The organism is Deinococcus planocerae, assembly GCF_002869765.1.
In the GTDB taxonomy this organism is placed as follows: Bacteria; Deinococcota; Deinococci; order Deinococcales; family Deinococcaceae; genus Deinococcus; species Deinococcus planocerae.
Genome location: NZ_PNOR01000002.1, coordinates 128742 through 150067, shown reverse-complemented (window position 1 = coordinate 150067; position 21326 = coordinate 128742). Strand labels below are relative to the sequence as shown.

22 protein-coding genes are annotated in these 21326 nt (G+C 68.9%); 10 read left to right on the top strand and 12 right to left on the bottom strand.

Annotated elements, in window-relative coordinates; genetic code table 11:
• The first annotated feature begins 351 nt into the window (after positions 1-351).
• On the top strand, positions 352-1044 hold the full coding sequence (locus A7B18_RS01785; protein ID WP_102124945.1) for a class I SAM-dependent methyltransferase: 693 nt from the start codon (positions 352-354) through the stop codon (positions 1042-1044).
• A gap of 142 nt (positions 1045-1186) precedes the next feature.
• Here A7B18_RS01785 and A7B18_RS22385 read toward each other — a convergent pair whose 3' ends face one another.
• Positions 1187-1378, bottom strand: coding sequence for a hypothetical protein (locus tag A7B18_RS22385; RefSeq protein ID WP_245872697.1), 192 nt, complete (start codon positions 1376-1378; stop codon positions 1187-1189).
• A 205-nt stretch (positions 1379-1583) separates the two neighbouring features.
• Positions 1584-2567, bottom strand: coding sequence for a hypothetical protein (locus A7B18_RS01775; protein ID WP_245872696.1), 984 nt, complete (start codon positions 2565-2567; stop codon positions 1584-1586).
• Positions 2568-2668: 101 nt separating this feature from the next.
• On the opposite strand from A7B18_RS01775, the gene A7B18_RS01770 reads away from it, so the two are divergent.
• Positions 2669-3355, top strand: coding sequence for a TetR/AcrR family transcriptional regulator (locus A7B18_RS01770; protein WP_180969976.1), 687 nt, complete (start codon positions 2669-2671; stop codon positions 3353-3355).
• Positions 3356-3384: 29 nt separating this feature from the next.
• On the opposite strand, the gene A7B18_RS01765 is transcribed toward A7B18_RS01770, so the two are convergent.
• From A7B18_RS01765 to A7B18_RS01755, 3 genes are read right to left on the bottom strand one after another with little or no spacing between them, the layout of a single operon-like run.
• A complete protein-coding gene (locus A7B18_RS01765; RefSeq protein WP_102124943.1) occupies positions 3385-3807 on the bottom strand; it encodes a hypothetical protein in 423 nt (140 codons plus the stop codon).
• Positions 3804-4244, bottom strand: coding sequence for a hypothetical protein (locus A7B18_RS01760; protein WP_102124942.1), 441 nt, complete (start codon positions 4242-4244; stop codon positions 3804-3806). The genes A7B18_RS01765 and A7B18_RS01760 overlap by 4 nt, the downstream gene beginning before the upstream one ends.
• A gap of 58 nt (positions 4245-4302) precedes the next feature.
• Positions 4303-6819: a heavy metal translocating P-type ATPase gene (locus tag A7B18_RS01755; RefSeq protein ID WP_102124941.1), complete on the bottom strand. Its 2517-nt coding sequence runs from the start codon at positions 6817-6819 to the stop codon at positions 4303-4305.
• 153 nt (positions 6820-6972) lie between these two features.
• Between A7B18_RS01755 and A7B18_RS01750 the strand changes: the two genes are divergently transcribed.
• The 4 genes from A7B18_RS01750 to trpS all read left to right on the top strand — a co-directional run bounded on the left by A7B18_RS01750 (position 6973) and on the right by trpS (position 10175).
• Positions 6973-7176, top strand: a complete 204-nt coding sequence (locus A7B18_RS01750; protein WP_102124940.1) for a CopZ family metallochaperone — start codon at positions 6973-6975, stop codon at positions 7174-7176.
• A 67-nt stretch (positions 7177-7243) separates the two neighbouring features.
• The gene (locus A7B18_RS01745) at positions 7244-7507 is read left to right on the top strand and encodes a metal-sensitive transcriptional regulator (RefSeq protein WP_102124984.1); all 264 of its coding nucleotides are present in this window, start codon (positions 7244-7246) and stop codon (positions 7505-7507) included.
• A gap of 230 nt (positions 7508-7737) precedes the next feature.
• A complete protein-coding gene (locus A7B18_RS01740) occupies positions 7738-9003 on the top strand; it encodes a GIY-YIG nuclease family protein (RefSeq protein WP_102124939.1) in 1266 nt (421 codons plus the stop codon).
• A 167-nt stretch (positions 9004-9170) separates the two neighbouring features.
• On the top strand, positions 9171-10175 hold the full coding sequence (gene trpS, locus A7B18_RS01735; RefSeq protein WP_102124938.1) for a tryptophan--tRNA ligase: 1005 nt from the start codon (positions 9171-9173) through the stop codon (positions 10173-10175).
• On the opposite strand, the gene A7B18_RS01730 is transcribed toward trpS, so the two are convergent.
• From A7B18_RS01730 to A7B18_RS01720, 3 genes are all read right to left on the bottom strand, one after another.
• The gene (locus tag A7B18_RS01730; RefSeq protein ID WP_102124937.1) at positions 10157-11230 is read right to left on the bottom strand and encodes a peptidase C39 family protein; all 1074 of its coding nucleotides are present in this window, start codon (positions 11228-11230) and stop codon (positions 10157-10159) included. The two genes, trpS and A7B18_RS01730, sit on opposite strands and share 19 nt — an antisense overlap.
• A 253-nt stretch (positions 11231-11483) precedes the next feature.
• The gene (locus tag A7B18_RS01725) at positions 11484-12107 is read right to left on the bottom strand and encodes a DUF305 domain-containing protein (protein ID WP_102124936.1); all 624 of its coding nucleotides are present in this window, start codon (positions 12105-12107) and stop codon (positions 11484-11486) included.
• Entirely contained in the window at positions 12104-12526 is a 423-nt protein-coding gene (locus tag A7B18_RS01720; protein WP_102124935.1) for a four-helix bundle copper-binding protein, read from the bottom strand. Before A7B18_RS01720 ends, A7B18_RS01725 begins: the two co-directional genes overlap by 4 nt.
• A 309-nt stretch (positions 12527-12835) precedes the next feature.
• On the opposite strand from A7B18_RS01720, the gene A7B18_RS01715 reads away from it, so the two are divergent.
• Together A7B18_RS01715 and A7B18_RS01710 are read left to right on the top strand one after the other, a co-directional pair.
• A complete protein-coding gene (locus A7B18_RS01715; protein WP_102124934.1) occupies positions 12836-14101 on the top strand; it encodes a type II restriction endonuclease in 1266 nt (421 codons plus the stop codon).
• A 731-nt stretch (positions 14102-14832) separates the two neighbouring features.
• Positions 14833-17460 carry a heavy metal translocating P-type ATPase gene (locus A7B18_RS01710; protein WP_102124933.1) on the top strand — a complete coding sequence of 876 codons (2628 nt, stop codon included), beginning with the start codon at positions 14833-14835 and terminating at the stop codon, positions 17458-17460.
• 450 nt (positions 17461-17910) lie between these two features.
• Here the strand turns inward: A7B18_RS01710 and A7B18_RS01705 are convergent, their stop codons facing one another.
• The 3 genes from A7B18_RS01705 to A7B18_RS21795 form a co-directional block, all read right to left on the bottom strand.
• Positions 17911-18171 (bottom strand): hypothetical protein, encoded by a 261-nt coding sequence (locus A7B18_RS01705; protein ID WP_146009421.1) that lies wholly within the window; start codon positions 18169-18171, stop codon positions 17911-17913.
• A gap of 675 nt (positions 18172-18846) precedes the next feature.
• The gene (locus A7B18_RS01700; protein WP_180969975.1) at positions 18847-19092 is read right to left on the bottom strand and encodes a DUF2171 domain-containing protein; all 246 of its coding nucleotides are present in this window, start codon (positions 19090-19092) and stop codon (positions 18847-18849) included.
• A gap of 210 nt (positions 19093-19302) precedes the next feature.
• Positions 19303-19464 carry a hypothetical protein gene (locus A7B18_RS21795; RefSeq protein ID WP_180969974.1) on the bottom strand — a complete coding sequence of 54 codons (162 nt, stop codon included), beginning with the start codon at positions 19462-19464 and terminating at the stop codon, positions 19303-19305.
• 97 nt (positions 19465-19561) lie between these two features.
• Here A7B18_RS21795 and A7B18_RS01695 point away from each other — a divergent pair, with 97 nt between their 5' ends.
• A complete protein-coding gene (locus A7B18_RS01695; protein ID WP_102124931.1) occupies positions 19562-19963 on the top strand; it encodes a hypothetical protein in 402 nt (133 codons plus the stop codon).
• Positions 19964-20594: 631 nt separating this feature from the next.
• Positions 20595-20768: a hypothetical protein gene (locus A7B18_RS21790; protein ID WP_180969973.1), complete on the top strand. Its 174-nt coding sequence runs from the start codon at positions 20595-20597 to the stop codon at positions 20766-20768.
• 234 nt (positions 20769-21002) lie between these two features.
• On the opposite strand, the gene A7B18_RS01685 is transcribed toward A7B18_RS21790, so the two are convergent.
• Positions 21003-21248: a DUF2171 domain-containing protein gene (locus tag A7B18_RS01685; RefSeq protein ID WP_102124929.1), complete on the bottom strand. Its 246-nt coding sequence runs from the start codon at positions 21246-21248 to the stop codon at positions 21003-21005.
• Between the last annotated feature and the right edge of the window lie 78 nt (positions 21249-21326).

Genomic DNA, 21326 nt, shown 5'->3' with positions numbered 1-21326 from the left:
CCCTCAACGTGCCCTGTCAACGAGGAGAACTGTCCCGGAAAGCGGGGTCGCTGGAGCCCAGGCGTACACGGCCCCTGAGAGGGTAACGGATCGTCCTGGACGCATCTGCGACACGCCAGCCAGAGTTCATGACGCGAACTGGTTCCAGCGGCGAACTCCGGAACATCGGGAATCTTCGCAGACCCGGCACGGCAGAACGCTCGTGTTTCCCAGGATCTCCTGCCAGCAGTTCGATCCTGTCACCAGGGTCACCTGTGCGCTGGCCCGTGAGGTTCCTTGGGTGCGTGAAGCCAGGGACATCAATGGTCAAGTGACTCCGCCCCCCGCCGTCCAGGGCACACTGGAACGACCATGACTGAGCGCACCACCCCGTTGGCCGCATTCTCTACCCCCGAGGCCGTGGCCCGCTACGCCGAAGGCCCACCACGCAACGTCCCCGGCTATCACAGCCTGCTGACCATGACGACGCTCCTGCTCGCCGAGCACGTCCCGGAGGAGGCCCGGGTGCTCGTGCTCGGTGCCGGGGGTGGCTTGGAGCTGAACGCCCTGGCTCAGGCCCACCCGGGTTGGACCTTCGACGGCGTGGACCCCTCCAGCGAGATGCTGAGGCTCGCCGAACAGACGCTCGGCCCCCTGGCGCCGCGGGCGCGGCTGCACCACGGCTATGTCGACGATGCCCCTCCAGGGCCCTTCGAGGCCGCCACGTGTCTCCTGACCCTGCATTTTCTGAGTCGGGAGGAACGGCGACGCACGGTGGCCGAAGTCCGCCGCCGCCTCAAGCCGGGTGCGCCGTTCGTGGTGGGCCACTTCAGCTTTCCGCAGGAGGAGGGCGAGCGCGAGGTCTGGCTGTCACGCTACGCCGCCTTCCTGGTGGCCTCGGGTGTCGAGCCCCAGAAGGCGGCACATGCCCGCGCGGCCGTGGACGCGCACCTGCACATCCTCACGCCGGAGGAGGACGAGGCTCTCCTGCGAGACGCCGGGTTCTCCAGGGTCAGCCTGTTCTACACCGGGTTCACCTTTCGGGGGTGGGTGGCCTCCGCCTGAAACGTCCCACCGGATTGTGAACGGTGTGGACAACGCCCGACCCGGTTGTGGGGCACGCGATACGACTTCTCGATGAAGCGTTCTCTTCCCAAGAACAGCACGGTCAGCAACGTCGCTGGCCGTGCGCCCCTCCTGGAACCGTTCAGGCGGCTGACGGGGTCAGGGTCTCCGTGAGCCGCACCGCCAGGGTCTCCGCCCGCCCGTTCCCTCGCCGCGGGGACACGGGCGCGAAGGTCGTCCAGCCCTGCACCGCCGTCCCCTCCCCGTCGTTCTTGCGGACCTCCGGGTGCGGGTGCACGCCGTGCTCGACGAGGCACCCGAACTCGGCGGCCACGTTCTCCGGCCGCCTTGTGTTGCCGTCCGAGTGAGCACGCGGGGAAGGGCGCAGCGGGGTGCGCCGCAATTGCCGCCCAGGCTCACCGGGGGAAGCCGGCGGCTGTTGCTGCCCCCGGGTGCGCCCCACGAAGGCGAGACGGTCCCGGCCCGGGCACCAGCCAGGCAAGCCTGCGAGGCGATCCAGGCGCCGAGGGTGAGCCCAGTCATGGGCGCTCCCTGCGGGGCAGAAAGGCGAGGCCGAGCAGCCACCCGGCCAAGGCCGCGAGGGTGACGGCACCGGCCGTGAGCGTCACGCTCCAGACCAGGCTGCCGCCGAGGGCGAGGGTGGCCAGCACGAGCCCAAACAGCGTGGCCGGAACGAGGGCGGCGAAGGCCTGAAAGGCGTGGGCCCGCCCCGCCGAGGGGCGCAGCCAGGCGTACCCCCCGTCCGCGAGCAGGCCGGTCACGATCAGCGCGGGGAGCAGGGCGTAGTCGGCGTGGACGAGCAGCATCAGCGCGGAACTCAGGGTCACCAGCAGGGTGATCCCGAGCCGGGGAAGCTCGAAGTGGCGAACCGCGAAGAGCACCACGCCGCTCAGCAGGGCGGCCTGCACCAGCACGCCCGCCACACCGAGGGCCGGCCCGAGGTCACCCATCAGCTCCCCCGCCTCGGCGAGCGGGTTGGCGTAGGTGGTGAAAAAGGTCAGGAGGGACAGCAGCAGCGCCAGGGACGCGAGGGCAGGCCACGGGGCCCGCGTCTCGCTGCGGGCGAGAGCCGCCCGTAGCGGTCCCGTGACCATCAGCCCGGCGCCCAGGGCCAGCAGCAGGTGCGGCGGACTGAGCAGCGCCTCGACGTCCACCTCGATGCCGAACAGGGTGTGCCAGAGGAGGTCGCCCAGGCCGCCCAGGGCGAAGAGCCCCGCGCCGACCAGGGACCATTCGTACCCGGCGGGCATAGTGCCCGGGCGCACCCCCCCGCCTCGCCACGCCCGGACGACGAGGAGCAGGGCCAGCAGGGCGTACCCGCTGTACAGCAGGCCGTGCCAGGGCGTGAAGAAGGTCTCGAGGGCGAAGCGGTGGTGCGCCCAGGCGTCGAGGTGAACGCCGAACAGCATCAGGCTGGCGAGGGCGACGACCGCCCAGTCGAAGCGCGGATGGCGCCGGGCATCGGTCGGAGGGAAGGTGGCGGGTGAGCGCTGGGTGGTCATGACAACTCCTTGGCTTGAACCCCGGCCCCGGCTGGCCCGGGGCTTCTCTCAATATGCGAAGCTTGCTTCACGTTTTCAATTCGCGTTTCGAGGCGCTCACCATGACCCACACCGGTGCCATCCAACCCCGTCGCACACCGCGACAGATCCGCAGCCAGCGTCGCGTCGCCAGAATCCTCGACGCCGCCATTCACGTTTTCGCGCAGCGCGGCTACGGCGCCGCGACCACCACGGCCATTGCCGAACAGGCGGACGTGTCGGTCGGCTCGCTCTACCAATTTTTTCCGAACAAGGAAGCCATTCTGTACGCGCTGAGCGAGCGTTTCGACGCCAGCTTCTTCGCCTGGCTGGACGGGGCGCTCACGGCGGATGAGGGCCGCCGCTCCACCGAGGAGTGGATCAACGCCTTTTTCGAGGCGTTGGCCGTGATGGACCGCCAGCACCCCGGGTTGTTTCGGGTGCTCGCACACGCCTACACTTCACCCGAATTTGTGCGGGCCGAGCGGCACTTCAACGCGCAGGTCGCGCGGCGCGTGCTCGCGCTGCTGACATCCCGTGTCCCACACCTGCCGGCCGGGCAACTTGAGGTCGTCGCCGCCGTGTGCGTTGAGGTCACGCACGCCCTCGTTCACCTGGCCTCGACGAGCGAGGACACCGCGAGCGACGTGACGTTCGAAGCGCGCCGGGTGCTGCGCGCGTACCTGTCCGTGGTAAGCACCGAGCCCGGGCGGCAGGGCGGGGGAGCGGGGCCCACCGTCCATAACCCAACAGGCGGCCCCTCGTCGTAAAGGGCCGCCTGTGCCTGGGCGTCCGCGCCTCAGGCCAACGCGTGTCGGGGCGCGAGCACTTCGGCGAGGCGCACGAGCAGCTCCTCGGCCTGCTCGTAGCCGGGCCGCAGGTACACGGTACCGAAGGTGCTCCAGTCCTGCACCGCCGCGACCTCCTGCCCGCCGTCCTCGAGCTTGAGGTGCGGGTACACGCCGTACTCCACGAAGCAGCCGAACTCGCGCGCCACCTCCTCGAGCACGAGGGTGTTCTCCTCGTCCCAGGTCACCCGGTACGGCAGGGCGAAGGCGGGCTTGCCGCAGGAACCGCCGGTGCCCAGCAGAGGGAAACCGGCGACGCTCGGCGACTCGGCGCGCACCTTGACGCGCTCGAGGAAGGCGGCGCGGTCGCGGGCAAGCCCCGGGCTGGGAAGTTTCTGGGCGGCGATCCAGGGGCCGATGGAGAGTTTGGTCACGGGGTGGTCCTTTCCTGCCCGCTAGGGGCGTCTTGAGGTTTGAGGGTGTCGACGAGGTCGCGCAGCAGCTCGGCGGCATGATCGTATTCGGCGCGCAGGTACACCACCCCGAAGGGGGTCCAGTCCTGGATGGCCGCAAGTTCCTTGCCGGTGGCGGTGTGCCGCAGGTGGGCGAGATGACCGTACGTGACGTGGCTGTGGTAGCGCCGGGCGAGGGCTTCGAGGGCCAGGGTGCTCTCCTCCGTCCAGGTGAGCGGGTAGGGCAGGGCGAAGGCGGGCTTGCCACAGGAACTGCCCACCCCGAGGAGCGGGAGGCCCTGCTCGCCCGGGTAGGCGGCGCGCCTACGCGAGCGTTCGAGGAACCCTGCGCGGCAGAGGTCCGGTCCGGCGTTCGTCCGGAGGTCGCGGATCAGGTCGGCCACGTTCAGCTTCGCCATGGAACGGCACTCCTTTCGAGGCGGAGTGGGCCGCACCCGCGGGTGCGGCTCCGGGAGGTTAGACGCGCGCCGGGGTGGCCGCACCCGTGCGGGTGGGAACGGGATCGGGACGAACCGGGGGCCGGAAGCCGCGCAGCCGCAGCGCGTTGCTGAGCACGAAGACGCTGGAAAAGCCCATCGCCGCCGCCGCCAGGACCGGGCTGAGGAGCCACCCGAAAGCCGGGTACAGGACGCCCGCCGCGACCGGGATCAGGACGATGTTGTACGCGAAGGCCCAGAAGAGGTTGAGCTTGATGTTCCGCAGGGTGGCGCGGCTCAGTGCCAGGGCGTTCGGCACCCCACGCAGGTCACCACTCATCAGGATCACGTCGGCGGTCTCGACGGCCACGTCCGTTCCAGTCCCGATGGCGAGACCCACATCCGCCTGAGCGAGGGCGGGAGCATCGTTGATGCCGTCCCCGACGAAGGCGACCTTGCGGCCCCTCGCTTGGAGTTCTTTCACGGCGTCACTCTTACCGCTGGGCAGCACCTCGGCCAGCACCTCGTCAATGCCGAGCTGCCGGGCGATGGCGTTCGCGGTCCGGGCGTTGTCGCCGGTGATCATGGCGACCTGGAGGCCCTGCCGATGCAGGGCACGCACAGCCTCCAGGCTGCCCTCTTTGATGGGGTCGGCCACCGCGATCACGGCGGCGAGCTGGCCGTCAATGGTAGCGTACAGCGGGCTCTTGCCCTCGTCCCCGAGCCGTTCGGCCTGGGCAGCGAACTCGCCGATGTTCAGCCCGAGCCTGCCCATGTAACGGTCGGCACCCACCTGCACCAGGCGGCCTTCCACGTGCGCTTCCAGACCGTAGCCGGGCACCGCCTCAAAGCGTTCGAGCGGAAGGATGGCGATGCCTTCCCGCTTCGCCGCGTCCACGATGGCGCGGGCGATGGGGTGCTCACTCTGCTCCTCGGCCGCCGCAACCAGCTTCAGCACTTCCGTCCGGTCAAATCCAGGGGCCGTCACCAGATCGGTGAGTTCGGGCTTGCCCTTGGTCAGGGTGCCGGTCTTGTCCACCGCCACCACGTTCGCGCCCTGCAAGCCTTCGAGTGCCGCGCCGTTGCGGAACAAGACACCCAATTCGGCGGCCTTGCCGGTGCCCACCATGATGCTCGTCGGAGTCGCCAGGCCCATCGCGCAGGGGCAGGCGATGATCAGCACCGCGACCGTCGTGACCAGGGCGAACGAGAGGGCGGTGCTCCCGCCCACCACCATCCAGATCAGGAAGGTCAGGGCGGCGATGCCGATGACGATCGGGACGAACACCGAGACGACCCGGTCCGCGAGGCCCTGGATCGGGGGCTTGCTGCCCTGGGCGCTCTCCACCAGCTTGATGATCTGCGCGAGCGCCGTGTCCGCCCCGATTTTGGTCGCCCTGAACTGAAAGGCGCCGTTCTGGTTGATGGTGCCGCCGACGACCGCCGCGCCGGTCTGCTTGGCGACGGGGATCGGTTCGCCGGTGATCATGCTCTCGTCCACGAAGGAGTTGCCCAGGGTGACCTCACCGTCCACCGGCACCTTCTCGCCGGGGCGAACGGAGATCAGGTCGCCGATCAGCACCTCGTCAGTCGGCAGTTCGAGTTCCTGGCCGCCCCGAACCACCCGCGCCGTCTTCGCCTGAAGACTCAGCAGCTTCTTCATCGCCTCGCTGCTTCTCCCCTTGGCGATGGCCTCGAAATACTTGCCCAGCAGGATCAGGGTGATCACGACGGCGGCGGCCTCGTAGTACACGTGCGCGGTGCCTTCGGGAAAGACCTGCGGCGCGAGCGTGACCACCAGCGAGTAGAAGAATGCGGCCGAGGTGCCGATCATGACCAGGGAATTCATGTCCGGCGACCTGTTCCGGAGTGCCTTCCAACCCAGACGGTAGAAGCGCATCCCGGGGCCGAACTGCACAGGCACGGCGAGGGCCAGCATGACCCAGTTCAGGGTGGTCATGACCCCGTGGCCGAAGCTCTGCATCAGCCAGGTGTTCACGGCGGGCACGAGCATCGGGACCATCGCCAGGATGGCGAGGGGAAGGGCGAAGACGGCGCTGAACGTCACCGCGCGGCGCAACCCATGAATCTCGTGCTCGCGCGCTTCACGTTCAAGGTCGGTCCGGTCCCGACCCGCCTGAGCCTCCAGCACCTCGTACCCGGCGCCCTTCACCGCCGCCTTGAGTTGCCCCGCGCTCACGCTCGACGGCAGGTACTTCACGGTGGCCCGCTCGGTAGCGAGGTTCACGCTGGCGTCCAGCACCCCGTCTACCTTCTTCAGGGCCCGCTCCACCCGGCTCACGCAACTCGCGCAGGTCATCCCCTGCACGCCCAGCTCGATTTCGCCCACGACCGGCTCGTAGCCCACGTCCTTGACCCGGGCGATCAAGGCCTGCGGCCCCGTCTGCTCCGGGTCGTAGGTGACGGTGGCCCGCTCGGTGGCGAGGTTCACGCTGGCACGCTGCACCCCCTCGACCTTGCCCAGGCCCCGCTCGACCCGCCCCACGCAGCTGGCGCAGGTCATCCCCTGCACACCCAGCTCGATGGTTTTGCTCATGCCTTCCTCCTATCCCCCCTAGGGGGGTATACGAAGAGCATACGGCAACAGGGAAGATTCGACAAGGGCTTTAAGGGGTGTAACCCGCCCCTTATCCTCCCCAGTCCGGCGCCCCACCTTGACACCCTCCCCGGTAGGGTATAGGATGCGGGCATGACGACCCAACTGACCGTGACCGGTATGAGCTGCGGACACTGCGAGAAGGCCGTGACGAACGCCCTCAAGGGCGTCCCCGGCGTGCAGGACGTCCGCGTCGATCTCCAGGGCGGGACGGCCACCGTGCAGGGCGAGGCCGACCCCCAGGCCCTGATCGCGGCAGTGGCCGAAGAGGGCTACGGTGCCCAGGTGCGCGGCTAACGTGACCACCGCGAACGCCGACCCCGCCACCTGCCACCCGGGCAGTCCGTCCTCGGGCCACCTGTGCATGCCCGAGGACGCGCGCAAACGCGCCGCCCGACGGCTGAAGATTGCCCGGGGCCACCTCGACAGCATCGTCGCCATGCTGGAAAAGGACGACGCGTACTGCGTGGACGTGCTGCGGCAGATCAAGGCCGTGCAGGGCGCCCTGTCCGGGGCGGGCGAGGTCGTGCTGCGCGGCCACCTCGAAGCGCATGTCGCCACCGCCTCGACTCGCGGCGACAGCGTGGAGATCGTCGAGGAGCTGATGGAAGCCCTCAAGTACACTTGAGGGAGTGTCCTCCCCAGCGGGCCGCACGCGTGCGGCCCGCTGCTCCTGGCCGCGAGGCCGACCCGGAGGCAAGGGTCCACACCCGTTGCTCCCCGCTCCCCTCGTGGCTCGTCGTTGACGCCGGGGGCCAGTACCGAAACGCAGGCTTTGGCCGTGGGGCAAGCTGACCGGACACGCGCCACGGCGTGTCAAGCTGGGAGACGACCTATGCCAGGCAGAAGACACGGTGATTGCCCCTGAACCAGGCCGGAACCCTGTATGTCCTGCTCAACCCCAGCATGCCGGGGCTGGTCAAGGTCGGCCTGACCACGCGGGACGCCGCCGAACGGGCCCGTGAACTCGCCGGGGCCAGCGGCGTCCCCACCGACTTCATCGTCGCCTACGAGGCCAACTTCGAGGACGTCCACGGCGCCGAACAGCACATGCACGCGGCCCTCTCGGACTACCGGGTGAGCCGGGGCCGCGAGTTCTTCCGAATTCCCCCGACCTTCGCCATCGACACCCTGCTGGAACTGCGCCTCCAGGGATTGTACGGCGCCACCACCTTCCTCACCGATCCCATCAAGCGTGACGCCCGCGAACGGGTGAAGTTCCAGGGGCAACACCGGGCGCGGGAACTGTACGAGCAGGGTCAGGCGCACGAGTTGGGACGGGGCGTTCCCAAGTCCAGGTACGAGGCCTTGAAGTACTACGAGGCCGCCGCCAAGGCGGGTCTGCCCGAAGCCCATGCCCGGCTGGGCGCCAGCCTCCTGCGCGGGTACGGAACGGCTGTCGACGTGAACAAGGGCCTCAAGACCCTGGAGAAGGGCGCGGCCCTGGGAGACCTCGACTGCCTGCGGGAGCTGGGGGTGGCTCACCAGAAACTGGGCCAGCCCGACGTGGCGCTCGACCGCTGGCGGGAGTATTTCGACGCGGCCCCCGGGACGGACGAAGCGGCCTACCACGCGGCGCGCTTCCTGTTGACCCTGCCCCGTCATTACCGCTTCAGCGGCTTTTTCAACGCCCGGGTCGTGCCCGTGCTGCGAATGGTCGACCTGATCGTGTTCGCCCAGTGGCACACCCAGGTGGAGGAGCGGCGAGCGCATCACCCCAGCGCGCACCTTCACCTTTCCTCCCCGCTGGAAGCCCTCTCGGGATTGGATTACGACACCAGGAGGCCGGCCCTGGCCCTCCTGGAGGAGGTGGAAGCGGCCACGCGGGTGAACAGCTCGGTCGTTCTGCACGTCGCCCGCGAACAGCATCTGCGTGACCTCGCCTGGAGTGCGGGCCAGCAGCAGCGGGAGGCCCCCAGCTGGAGCACCTGGGAGGATTTCGACCAGGTCACCGGCACCAGCACCCCGCGCCCGGAGCGTGTGCCCCCGCAGCTGAACGACCCCTATGGTTTGGCGCGCGAGGCGGCCACCCCCGAGCGGCAACGGCAGTTCGCGTTCTGGCATCGCCGATTTACCGGGGAGGGGATGAAGTTGCAACGGCCCAGGCCACGCCGGAGGCGGTGAGGACCCGGGCCGCACCGACGGCGGACCGACCCGGGCCCTGCTCCAGTGACCGCCATGAGCTTGAACGGCACGCGGTGGCCCCGCTGGTGACAGGTGACCTCCGCGTGTTCTCGCGTGCGCCGGGGACGTCCTGGGCGCCTTTTCTTTTGGGTTCAAGGAGACCGCACATGAAGCAGCGCATCCTGACGGGAGACCGGCCCACCGGCCCCCTCCACCTCGGCCACTACGTGGGTTCCCTGCGCAACCGCGTCGCCCTCCAGCACGAGTACGAGACCTACGTCCTCCTCGCCGACGTGCAGGCCCTCACCGACAACTTCGAGCACCCGCAGAAAGTCCGCGACAACGTGATGGAAGTGGCCCTCGACGAGCTCGCGGTGGGCCTCGACCCCGAGGTCGCCACCTTCGTCCTCCAGTCCCAGGTGCCCGAGATCGCCGAGCTGACCGTGCTCTACCTGAACCTCGTGACGGTCTCGCACCTGCGTCAGAACCCGACGGTCAAGACCGAGATCGCCCAGAAGGGGTACGGCGAGTCCGTGCCGGCCGGCTTCTTCGTGTACCCCGTTTCCCAGGCAGCGGACATCACGGCCTTCGGCGCGCGTCTCGTTCCCGTGGGGGAGGACCAGCTCCCCATGATCGAGCAGACGGCGGAGATCGTGCGGCGCTTCAACCGCCTCTACGCTCCCGTGCTCACCGAGCCCCGGGCCCTGCTGGGAGAGGTGGCGCGCCTCCCCGGACTCGACGGCAAGGCGAAGATGAGCAAGTCCCTGGGCAACGCCATCTTCCTGTCCGACCCGCCCGACGAGGTGGCCCGCAAGGTGCGGGGAATGTACACCGACCCGAACCACCTCCGGGTGGAGGACCCGGGGACCGTGGAGGGGAACCCGGTATTCGCGTACCTCGACGCCTTTGACCCGGACCGGGCCGGGGTGGCGGCCCTCAAGGCGCACTACCGCCGCGGGGGACTGGGGGACGTGCGGGTCAAACGGCACCTGCTGGAGGTGTTGGAGGCGACCCTGGCGCCTATCCGCGCGCGGCGGGCCGAGTTCGCGCGGCACCGGGGCGACGTGGAGCGGGTCGTGCGGGAGGGCACGGGGCGCGGGCGGGAGGTGGCGGCCGAAACGATGCGGGCCGTGAGACAGGCCATGCGGCTCGACTACTTCGGCCCGTCCTGAGACAGGACTCCGGGGAGAGGAGCCATCACGTACGCCATGCCGCCCGCGTGCCCGAGCCACAACCGCTCGAAGACGGCGCGCGGGTAGGTGCGCCGCACGCCCGCATCGCTCCTCGCCGCCGGGTCGTTCACCACCGGGTTGCCCTGCGCGTCGAAGCCGGTCAGCACCATCAGGTGCCCGTTCGACCAGGACAGCGGCGCACCCGGCAGCTCGCCTGCCTTGAAGCGCACGCTCACCGCGAGCGGCAGACCCTGCCCCAGGTACGCCTCGGCGTCGCGCAGGCTGCCCAGGCGCGTCACGAAGGCCTGCAAACCCTGGGTTGCGGCATACGCGGTGTTGAAGGGCCAGTTCCCGAAGCCGTCGTAGCGGGTGTCGAAGGTGGCCCTGGCCGCATCGGGCACCCGCACGGGGCGGTTCCAGAAGCCCAGGATCATGGAGACGCTGGTGGGGCTACACCAGACCTCCCCCCCGCCCGGGTAGATCATCTGCGAGAGCCCGGGGACCGCCAGAATCCTGTTCCAGGAGATCGCCTGCCCGCCCCGGCCCTGGTCCCGCAGGCGCAGGGCGCTGTCCGACGTGTTGAACGACAGCAGGCGTACCTGAAGCCCCGCCCCCACTGTCACGCGGTACTGGAAGGCCGCGGCGCGGTAGGGGAGGGTCAGGGTGTCGGTGTTCACCGTGCCGTCCGCCGTGCGGGTCACGGGCAGGCTGGCCCGGGGTCCCGCCGCCCGCCAGGTCCCGAACCCGAAGTACGGCGTCCAGCGGCCGTCGGGCCGACGCACGCGCACCTCCAGCGTCAGGGGGCTCTCTCCTGGTCCCGTCACGTTCCAACTGGGGACGAGTTCGTTGAACGGCGCCACCTCCACCACGCCGCTCTCGAGCTGGCCGCCGCGGGGCTGGGGCAGCGCCTCCCAGGTGGCTTTCACGCTGGTCCGGGCCTGCGCGGCCTGGATCAGCGGGGACGGGGTGCCGAAGCTGGTCTGCTGCGCGTAGGGGGCGGCGCCCGCCACCGGGGCGAGCAGCAGGGCGGGCCAGAGGAGGCGTGAAAAGGTCACCCGGACACGGTACGGACCTCGTGTTGCCTTTGTGTTAAGGCGGCAGGGCGGACGGTGGGGAGTTCGCCCCCTGCCACGGCCTGGCGACGCCCGGGTTCGGGGAACTCCAGCCTCCCGCGCACCGGGCCCCTTCTCAGGCCAGGCTGGTGTCCTTGACGGGGAGCGTCGGACGGATCCCCCGACGGCAGGACCCGTGTGCACCACACGAGGGGGCCCCCGCCCACGTGTGGCAGGTGCCCCGGAGGGAATCGCCTTACTGGTGGGTGCGCAGCCAGTCCCTGAAGTCGTGCATCTCGTCGGCCTGCGTCATGATGATGCGCTGGGCGATGTCAAGCACATGGTCGGTCTGACCGTTTTGCAGGGCGATGTTCGCCATCTCGTTGGCCGAGCCGTGGTGGGGCGTCATCATCTCCAGGAACGCGTGGTCGGGGCTTTGCGATTGGGACATCATCTGCGTCATCATCTGCCCCATGCCCGACATGGCCTGACGCATCCGGTTCTGCCGCGCCGTGTCCACGCCCCCCAGGCGCTGCAACTCGGCCTGCATCTCGGCGATCTCCTTCTGCTGATCGTCGATGATCCCCTGCGCCCACGCGCGGACCAGCGGGTCACGCAACCTCGGCAGCGCGGCGCGGCTCATCTCGATGGCGCTCTGGTGGTGGGGGATCATCATGGAGAAAAAGGCCCGGTCGAAGGCGGTGCCGGACAGGCGGCGCAGATCCTCCAGCATGGGCTGCATCCGGGCACGCATGTCCGTCTGCATCTGGATGATCATGGTCGTGGACATGTTGGCCGCCGTGCCGCCCTGGCTGCCGCCCGCCTGGGCGGAACTCACGGGAAGGGCCATCAGGGCCAGGGTCAGGATCAGTTTATTCATGCGCTCATGCTTCCCAGGAGCTGCTGGCAGGCCTGTTCACAGCGGCGGCAGGATTCGGCGCACACGGCGCAGTGCTGCATGTTCATGTCGCGGGCGTGCATCTCGCATTCCTGCCCGCACGCCTGGCAGGCGGCGAGGCAGGCCTGAAGCTGGGCGCGCAGGACGTTCTGGTCGGGCTGGGTCAGGCGCGAGAGGACCCGGCCGGTCGTGCCGCACACGTCGGCGCAGTCGAGGTTGAGCCGGATGCAGTGGACGAGGTGCGAGAGGTGTCCCTGCTCCCCCAGGCAGGCGTCGGCACACGAGGTACAGATGTTCGCGCACTCGAAGCAGGCGTCGATGCACTCCGCAAGTGCCCCCTGGTCGAAGACGCTCGCAGGGTTGGGGTGGGTCTGGAGCATCCGGGCGGTGTTCTGCGGCATGGTCACTCTCCTGGTCGTGAACGTGAGGGCGGGCGGCCGTGGGCGGCGCGGCGGTGTGAAGAAATCGTCGCCCTGTCAGCGTAGGCAGCGTTGTGTTCAATTCGTGTAAAGGTCACCCAAGCCTCAAGACCATGTAAAAGAAGAGGCTGGCAGCCGTGATGCGTTCAACCGCGGCGTGGTCGTGGGCAGGTGGCAGGAACGAGGGTTCCCCGGACGAGAAGGGGGAGGACGCCCGGACCCGGCGACCGGAGACCACACCCTCCCCCACTTTCGCCCGGCCGCTGGAAATGCCTGTGCTACACCATCCTCATGCAGACGCTCGAGACGCTGATCCGGCACTGGCGCGACGATTCTGGCGGCACCTACCGCACCTGGTTCCTGTGGGAGGAACGCCTCAAGAACTTTCGCTCCATCCGCCGTGGCCTTCAGACCGTGGTGAAGGAGATCGAGGCGGGGAGCTTCGGCACCCAGTACCGGGGTTCTTCCCTGGAGACGGTGGTGCATTCCATCGCCGAGCAACGCCAGATTTTCAAGGGCGCCGACCACGCCTTCCTGTGGAAGCCCAAGCTGCGCATCCCCGACATCTACGAGAGCCCGGACAACCAGAAGGCCTTCGGGCGTTTTCTCGACACCTGCGCGTGTTGCACCGGCCCCGGCGACCTGATCCGGGCCATCCGCGACCTCGACCGCCGGGCCATCAAGGGGCTGGGCCCGGCCGCCGCGAACCTGCTGTACTTCCTGCACCCCACCCACATGCCGCCCTTCAACACCGCTATCGTGAACGGCTACAACGCCCTGACCGGCGCGAAGGTGAAGCTCGGGAAGTGGGAGGAGTACCTGGCCCTGCGGGAGGGGATGCTGCGGCTGAACGAGGCGCACCGGGGCCTGCTGTCCAACGATCTGGGGGCCGTCGCGGGGCTGCTGTTCGACCTGGGCAGCGGGCGGTACACGCCCCCGCCCCGCGAGGACGACGGGGCAGCCATGGGAGTCTGGCAGGCGGACCTGGCGCGGGTGCGCGAGGAGTCGGCCAGCACCAGCAAGGCACTCGCTACGGCGCGGGAGGGGGACCGCACCCACACCGAGGTGCAGGGCTGGCTGCGCGACCTGGGCCGGGCGCTGGGCTTCGAGGTGTGGATCGCTGCCAACGACCGCTCGCGGGCCTATGGGGACGGCCGCCTGGGCGACGGGTGCCTCGACACCCTGCCGCCCGGGATTGCTGGCACGCCCGGGGCGGACGCGGTGCGCTTGATCGACGTGGTGTGGTTTGAGCGCGGGACGCTCGCCCCGGCGGCCGCCTTCGAGGTGGAGCACACCACCTCGATCTACTCGGGCATCGTGCGGATGCTCGACCTGGCCCTGGGCGCCCCCGAGCGGGCGGTCCAGGGCCTCTACCTGGTGGCCCCCGACGCCCGGGAGGCCGACGTGCGCGACCAGTTGCGGCGCCCCGCCTTCCAGGCGGTGTCGCACCTGAACATGCGGTACCTGCCGTACAGCGAGCTGGAGCGGCACCGCGAGGCAATGGCCCGCTTCGGCCAGGGGCTGCGCGCGGTGGAGGCCATCGCCCGGGCACTGTAGGCACGGACGGAAGACCCGTGGGCCCAGTCGGTGCCCTCGAGGGTGGGGCAGACGGGCGTCGCACCCGCCGAAAACCCACGCCGATGGCTGTCGCTCGTGATCACGCCGAACGGGATGCCGTAGGTCTCCTGCGGGTACAGCTCGGTGACAGCCAACGGATTCAACCTGGCTTCAGAGCCCTGACATCTGGGACATCTGGACGCTCCAGGACGCACGGCCAAGACGTGAGACCCTAACCGGAGGTATCTGGCCTTGCGCTCCAGCACACGCGGGCTCGGCTCATCCCCGAGGTCGGACCGCGTCGTGCCGCGCCTGCCGCCCGTCCTCGCCCTCCACCCGCTATCCCCCTGGGGGGATTTTAACTGAGCTGCCGATGAGCGCTTGAATACAGAACGTTTTCTGCCCTATACCCGCCCTATCATAGTTACCCACCCCCAACCCAGCCTTGACATCCCCCCCAGGAGGGTATAGGGTCAAGTCGGGGCACTGCGGCGACAGAACACACCGCACTTTCCCGAAAGGCTGAGGCCACGACCGGCTCCATCCTCACTGGACGACCCCAGAACGTCGCCGATTCGCGGACGAAACAGGCACTGCCGGACGGTTCGTCACGGCTGGCGAGGCAGTGCCGGCGGTCGGCAGGTTTACAGGAATTGAACACTCGCCCCCTACCCTCACGGCGCGGGGCGATCACGCCGTGAGCAGATGAGCGGCGGAGGCAGGGGGAAACAATGACGCGACAGCACGAGACGCACCACCACGGCCAGACTGGAGCCAGCACGCAGACCTCCAGCGTTCTGGAAGTGGCGTTCCGCAACTGCTACGACGGCTCGGAGTTCGCCGACCTCGAGCGCAGCCTCTCCGCCATCGAGGGCGTGCAGAGCGTGCACATCGACCGCACGCGCGCCGTCGCCCACCTCGGGTACGACCCCGGCACCGTGACCGAGCCCGAGTTGCGCCGCCGCCTGCACGCCGCCGGGTACGACTGCGACTGCGAGGACTGCGCGCCGTCCGCAGTGCAGCCGGGGCATCCCCGCGTCGGGCACGCGGACCACGGGCACACCGGGCACGACCACGCGGCGATGCTGGCCCAGGCCGCGACGTCCACGCACCACGACCCTCCCACCCACTCACAGGGCCGCCGGGACACCCCCGCCGAGACGGGGCACGCTGGGCACGGCCACCCGGCCATGACTGCCCGCGCCTCGCACCCCGCAGCCCACGATCACGGGGCAATGAAGCCTGGCAGGCGGGAGGCGTCTTCCGGGACGGCGCACGCGGGGCACGACCATGCCGCCATGACGGCTGACGGGGCGGGCGCGCACGCGCAGATGGGCCACGACGAACACGCCGGTCACGGGGCGGACATGGTGGGCGACATGCTGCGCCGCTTCGTGATCTCGCTCGTCCTGACGGTGCCGCTGATCCTGTACTCGCCGATCGGGGAGTCGCTGGGCTTCACCGCCATGCCGCCCTTCGGCCTGAGCATGGCCTGGTTCGGCCTGATCCTCTCGACGCCCGTCGTGTGGTGGGGCGGCTGGCCGTTTATCAGCGCGGCGTGGCGGGCCCTCAGGCGCGGCGAGGCGAACATGATGACCCTGCTCGCCACGGGCATCCTGGTCTCCTGGCTCTTCTCGGTCTACGCGACCCTCTTCTTGGGGGGCGGCGAGGTGTTCTTCGAGGCCGCCGCCATGCTCACCACCCTCTCCCTGCTGGGTCACTGGCTGGAGATGCGCTCACGCTTCGCCACGGGACGGGCGGTGGAAGCCCTGCTGAAGCTGGCCCCCTCCACCGCGCGGGTCGTTCGGAACGGGCAGGAGGTCGAGGTCCCCCTGGAACAGGTGGTGGTTGGGGACGAGATTGCCGTGCGGCCCGGCGACCGGGTGCCGGTGGACGGCGAGGTGGTGTCGGGCAGTTCCTACGTCGACGAGAGCATGATCACCGGGGAGCCGATTCCGGTGGCCAAGCATCCGGGCGCGAAGGTCACCGGCGGGACGGTCAACCAGAACGGCGCCTTCACCTTCCAGGCGACCGCCGTCGGCAGCGACACCGCCCTCTCGCGCATCGTGCAGATGGTGCAGAACGCGCAGGCCAGCAAGGCCCCGGCGCAGCGCCTGGCGGACCTCGCCGGGAAGTACCTGGTGTTCGTGGCCCTGGGCTCGGGTCTGGTCGCTTTCCTCGCCTGGTACTTCCTGGGCGGTGAGGGCGTCGTCTTCGCCCTGACGGCGGCCGTCTCCGCCATCGTGATCGCCTGCCCGGACGCGCTGGCGCTCGCCACCCCGACCGCGATCACGGTGGGCGTGGGCAAGGGGGCGCGGGAGGGCGTGCTGTTCAAGAACGCCACGGCACTCGAAGCAACTGCCGGGGTGAACACCGTGGTCTTCGACAAGACGGGCACCCTCACCGAGGGCAAGCCCGCCCTCACCGACCTCGTGCCCGCACCGGGCGGAGACGAAACGGAACTGCTGCGCCTGGCCGCGTCCGCCGACCAACCCTCCCAGCACCCGCTGGCGGAGGCCATCGTCCGGGGTGCCCAGGCCCGGGGGGTGGACATCCAGCGTCCGGACGCGTTCGACTCGGTGCCCGGGCACGGCGTGGTGGCGACGGTGCGGGGCCAGCGGGTGCTGATCGGGAACCGCAAGCTGATGGACCGGGAGGGGGTGGACGTCGGTGCCCTGCCCGGGGAGGTGGACCGGCTCGCGGCGGACGGGAAAACCGCGATGTATGTCGCGGCGGACGGACGGGCGCTGGGCGTGGTGGCGGTGGCCGACACCATCCGTGAGACGGCCCGGACGGCAGTGCAGGCCCTGCACGGTTTGGGCGTTCAGACGGTGATGCTGACCGGGGACAACCGCCGGACAGCGGAGGCGGTGGCCCGGCAACTGGGGATGGACACCGTGATCGCCGAGGTGCTGCCGGGGGACAAGGCCGCGAGGGTTCAGGAACTCCAGGGGCAGGGCCGCAAGGTGGCGATGGTGGGCGACGGGGTGAACGACGCGCCCGCACTGGCGCAGGCGGACGTGGGCCTTGCCATCGGTGCAGGCACCGATGTGGCGGTGGAAACGGCGGACGTGGTGCTGGTGAAGAACAACCCGGCGGACGTGGCGGGCAGCATCGACCTCGCCCGGCGGGTGCGCGGGAAGATCAAGCAGAACCTCTTCTGGGCAGCAATCTACAACGTCCTGGCGATCCCCTTCGCGGCGGGCGTGCTGTATCCGGCGTACGGCATTCTGCTGCGTCCCGAGTGGGCCGCCCTGCTGATGAGCGCCAGCACCGTGATCGTCACCGTGAACGCCCTGCTGCTCAACCGGGTGCGCTTCGAGCGACCCACCTTGCAACCTCAGCCCGCCCGCGCGTGATGGCTGTGTTCAGGGCATTCCGCAGCCATGTGTGGAGCGCCCCTGTCGCCCCTCTGCGCCGCGCTCCCGGAAGGGGCGCGCCTCCTGACACCCGGCGCGCTGCGCCCACCCCCTTCCTAGTAGGAGCCCCCATGTCCACCTCCTCCATCCACATTGGCGAACTCGTTGCCGAGTTCCACCTCTAGCCCAAGACTTTGGCTGCTACGAGAGCATCTGCTGCTTTCCATGCCCGGCCAGTCTACCGGCGGCTACTGCTCGTATCGGGAGGCCGACCGCGCCCTCCTGCACTTTAATTGTCCAGGACGAGAACGTCGCGCTTCGCCCGGAGGACATCACCGCAGTCCTCCGGGTTCGCGAAAGGGGAGAACCTCTTCCCCGACAGGCAGGCTCATCCCGGTCTGGTCGGCTGCCGCCTACCTGTGATCATCACGAGCAGCAACGCGATCAACATCAGCTCCAGGGGGTGACGAGTCCGAACACATCCCACGCCTCAACCTCACCCGCCTCCGGGCCGAATAGGGGAACGCCAACCGTGCGGGTGACGAAGTACAGCCCGGCGATGAGCGAGTTCCCGATCACGCCCGCCCAGGAGTACGGAACTTCCAGCCGGCTGCGCCCCACCCGCGGGAAGGGGTCACTCTGCGCGGCTTTGGCTCCGAGGAAGTGCAGCAGCAGGAAGCCGCCCCACACGAACTGCGTGGCGGTAGCCACCAGGAAGGACACCCGTACCCGAACCACTCCGTGAAATGCACGCCGGTCACGCCGCCATGCAGCACAGCAGCCAGCATGGACAGACCCGCCGCCAGCGGGATGCGGGGGTCAGTAAAGGACGCAAGGCGGTTCATCAAGGTCGGTCCTCTTTCTGGAACAGAGGGTACCCGGTCTGACGCCAGACGGCCTGTGAAGGCGCATCAATCCGTTCCCGCCGGATGCAGCTGCGCTGGTCGACGTGCAACCCGTACCAGATGCTGGAGTTGGGGACGAACATGGACAGCACGAAGTCGCTCTAGGCGGCGAGCCCCACCTCACGCACGTCCTGGGCCCTGCCGCCCCGGTAACGGTCGTTTGCGGTCAGCGTCTCCGCCGTCGGCGGAAAGATATGGGAGGGTGGGTTCAGGCGGTGGAGCGTCTGCTTCGTGCTCCGTTACAATAGGCGTTCCTGCCCATTTCATGGCCTCCACGACTCGCGCGTGCCGCCTCGCCGGGTCCGGTTGAGCGACCGACGCGGGTTCACGGCGGTCGCCCCGCTTGGCCGTTCCGGGTCGGTCACGCTTGCCTGGACGATCACCCCCCAGCTTCCACTCGAAGGAAGGAAACCCTCCCGGCGGCAAGAACGGGGTGACGCAGGGGGGCAACGGACGCGTTGCCCCCCTCATCCCGGCTGGCTTACTGCCGGTGCTCTGGGTGGGGGTCCTCGCTCAGCCACTGCTGATGCACCTGCTCGTGGTTCAACTTCAGGTGCACATGCTCGTCCACGTGATCCACCGCGCTCAGCGGCAGCCAGTGGTGCGTCCCCGAGTCGTCCCGGGTCAGCTTGAGGTAGTCCCCATCCACCCGGTCCACCTCGCCGTGCCGGTGCCCATCCGCGCAAATCACCGGCATGTGCTCTTGAATCTGTGCTCTCATCGTCATGGTCCGACCTCCCTGGGCCCGCCTCCACCCTCCGGTCTCTCCGGGGAGTAGGACAGCCCAAGCGCGACCTTACTCCTCTTTTGTGTGCATGTATGAGCAGTCGTTCAGTCAACATGGACGGGTGTGGCTCACCTGTGCCCCCGTGAAGCCGCAGGAGGGCATCCATCTTTCACCGTTCATTCTTCTGCTCACCTGGATGCCCACCCGGAGTTACCCCTGACCCTCCGCGAGATTCAACAGCAGGGGGTGGTCCAGCGCGAAGTCGTCCTCGCGGCACGTCGGCGCGGCGGGCATCGAGCCGACCGCCGCCCTGGAACACCTCATCACGGTCGAACGCAGCCAGCCCAGCAGCACTCGCGCCCTGGAACGCATCGCCCAGCCCCTGCGCGAGGAAGGGGCGGGCACCTCCCCGGCAGAGACGCGGGCGCTGCTGGCGGCCAGCCGGGAGCAGCTTCAGTTTGTCCGGCACGTGGAGCTGGTCGTCACCGAGGCGCTCAACCGGGTGATCTCCACCCCCGTCGAGCACGTCAACGCGGCCAGGCTGGCCGAGGTGGACCTGGGGGCCAAGGCCCAGCTCTCCGCCCTGGAGCCGTTGGTGGAGGAGGTGGAGCAGCGGAGCCGCTCGTCGTCCCAGCTTGAGGCGCTGGAGCAGGTGGAGACCGAGGTTCACGAGGCGTTGGGCACCATCGAGCAGCAGGAGGCCCGCGGGCAGGTGGAGTCGCTGAGCCTGGTGGGTCAGGAGGCGGTGGCCCAACTTGCCGCCCTGGAGCAGGCCCCGGTGGGGGAGCAGATCGCGGCGCTGGAAGATGTGACGCGGGCGGCAGGAAGCTGGAGGCTGGGCGAGAGCAGGGGCGCGACGTTCGCTGATTGAGCCTTATCCCCAGCGTCAGGGTCTTGTCTACCTACACCACCTGTGGTCCCGACCGCCAGGCAGTCCGAGGGCACGCCCCTCCTCGTTTCCTAGACCTATGAGCATCTGTTCAGCTATAGTAGTGGCATGGTCCCCTCGAACCGGAGTGCCTCGCGTGCCCACCTCGAACACGGCGTGAATGGGAGAGACGGCGTGAGGCGCCTGCAGGAAGCGGAAAGCAGGATTGGCAGGCTGCCGTGCGCACAAGGACAGCGCCGCGTAAGCACGCCGCCACTGGGCCCCGACCTTGAAACCTAGCTTTCATGGGCCGTTCCAGAGCGCCAGCCGAAGCTGCTGGTGGACCCTCGTGGCGGCCCAGGCCCGTGGCACGCCCTATCGCGCCGGCCAGGGCCCGCCTGCATCTCCCCGCCACTCATACCCGCACCGACGGCAACCCGCGATGAGACCCAGGCCCAGCTGCTCGACCGCTCCCCGCCAGGTGTGGCGCTGCCAGATCGAATGGTCCATTCATCACCAGGCGTGAAGGAGGCTTGTATGGGCATCGGACGTTTCTTGCGGAACTTGTTAGGGGGACACCACGAGGACCGGCACCATGACAGGGAGTACCACGACGAGTACGGCCGTGGGGGTCATGGCTACCGACCGGTGGTCCCGCGACACGACCAGCATCACGAGCGCGACCGCCACCACGAGGACCGGCATGACCGGGGACAGCATGACGAGCATGGGGGGCACCACCGCCGTCACCACGATTGAGGGCCTCTGCAAGGCGTCGAAGAGTGCCAACCGACAACCTCACCTCTGAATGGCCTCTCCGGGGACCAAGACCTGATGCCTGGCCGGACCATACCTTTGCCTCGTTGAGCGTGTCAGCGTGGCGAACGACAGGGTTCCGGTCATCCGGTGGGTTTAATAGGGCGGTTGAGAGTTCGACCTCTCCCCTTTATTGCGCCGACCGCAGAAGGGACACCGCCGACCTCTCTCAGGATGGCCTGGGGACGTCCGGACAGACGTCCCCGGGCACTGATCTCTTGACGGATCACTGGCGGTGTTCGGGATGGGGGTCCTCACTCAGCCACTCCTGGTGGACCTGTTCGTGGCCCAGGTTCAGGTGGACGTGCTGATCCACATGGTCCACGGCACTCATGGGCAGCCAGTGCGGCTGTGCGGAATCGCCCCCGGAGAGCTTGATGTACTCCCCGTCCACGCCGTCCACCTGGCCGTGGTCCATTCCGTCCGCACACTTCACCGGCATGCCTGGCTTGATCTGCGACTGCATCGTCATCGGGTGCCTCCTGTCCAGACAGCGTACGTTCTTCTTTCCGAGGCGGAAATGAGTCTCCTGTCAACCCCGCTTTATGCC